This is a genomic window from Pararhodobacter sp. SW119, assembly GCF_017811755.1.
GTDB lineage: Bacteria > Pseudomonadota > Alphaproteobacteria > Rhodobacterales > Rhodobacteraceae > Pararhodobacter.
The window spans coordinates 1-1,355 of sequence record NZ_JADDJF010000151.1; the positions used below are offsets into that span (position 1 = coordinate 1).

The 1,355-nt window shown below is 60.8% G+C and carries 1 protein-coding gene; it reads left to right on the forward strand.

Annotation, left to right across the window (positions count from 1 at the left end; all coding sequences use genetic code 11):
* Window positions 1-517 precede the first annotated feature (517 nt).
* Window positions 518-925, forward strand: a complete 408-nt coding sequence (gene alaE / locus IM708_RS20975) for an L-alanine exporter AlaE (RefSeq protein ID WP_209428489.1) — start codon at window positions 518-520, stop codon at window positions 923-925.
* Window positions 926-1,355: the final 430 nt, after the last annotated feature.

The window sequence follows — 1,355 nt, forward strand, 5'->3', positions numbered from 1 at the left end:
TCATGACCCGGCATCGAAATGGCGCCCCGCTCGGGCATCCATGATCGCGTCTTCGAGAGCCGACGCCTTCCCCTCGAAAATGCTCCCCATATCCCGGAGATACTGCGGTGTGATGTCGACATGCCGGGTCCCCTCACTGTCGAACCCGTTCCGGTGGACGCAGTCGTGCCGCTTCGGCGAACTTCTGACCGCGGCCGGCGTTCGCAACCGTGACGAATGGCAGCTACCCCGGGCCACAATGCAGCGTCCCTCGCCGGGACCGAACGTCAGCGAAGGTCCGTCCGCGACGAGGCGCGGATCGCTGCGTGCGCGAAACGGTGCCGGCGAGCCAGCGTGAGTTTGGGCTCCAAGCGGACTCAGCCAGCACGATCGACTCACTGCAAGGCTGCGTCATTTACTGCCAAGGGCTGGGCCACCGGGCCAGCCCCTTGCATTTCGTGTTGCAGGTGGGGTTCCGCCGACGCGGGCGCGATCCTGTCGATAGCGGGCACTTTGGTTCGGTGCTATAGCCCCATCCATGCGCCTGTTCATCATCGACACCCTCTCCACGGTGGTGTTCTTCACCATCGTCGCGACCTTCAGCGAACTCGTGATTGCCGGCATGAACCCGGCTGAGGTTCTGACGACGCGACTCGTGATGGTGCCGATCATGATCGTGACCGGACGTCCCTACACGGGTTGGCGGGACTGGCTTCATCGTCAGATACGACCGAACCGGCGATCTGGTGCCGCGCTGACCGACATCGCCGCGTTCGTGTCTTCCCAGGTTCCGGTCTATGGCGCGACCTTGATACTCGCCGGCGCCAGCCTGCAACAAGCAGCCGTCGCAATCCTCTCTGCGATTGTTTTCATGATCCTACTGGCCCGGCCCTTCGGGCTTTTCGTGGATCGCGTCAGGCAACTTTTCGGCATCGTGCTGCCGTAGTCACGTGCGAAGGGCAGGCTCCGGCATTGTCACGCGGATGGAGCGGATGCACCTGCGCTGTGCGTCAAGGGCCCGCTTCGATCGCAAAGCTGATCTCAGGGTCAAAGTCTCCCGATGATTTCCTCGCGAGCCGTTACAAGAGGTGACAGCATGCCAGCAAGCAGCTCGACGTTAAGCTGCAACACGAAATGCAAAGGGCTGGGCCCCCGGGGAGCCATTCCGTGCTGTAGGACACATTTCCTCTTCTGCGGCCATCAGGAGTTGGCCGGTGAGTGAGCATCTCGCCCTTGATCCTCGCGAGGATGCGAGAGAGTATCTATATGGCTGCAAGGCCCTACGATCCTTACGAATGCCTTACAGCGACAAATAAAATGGCTCTCAAACCATAATTTTGCTTCCGCTCCTGAAATTCCGCCAATATATGGCTTGG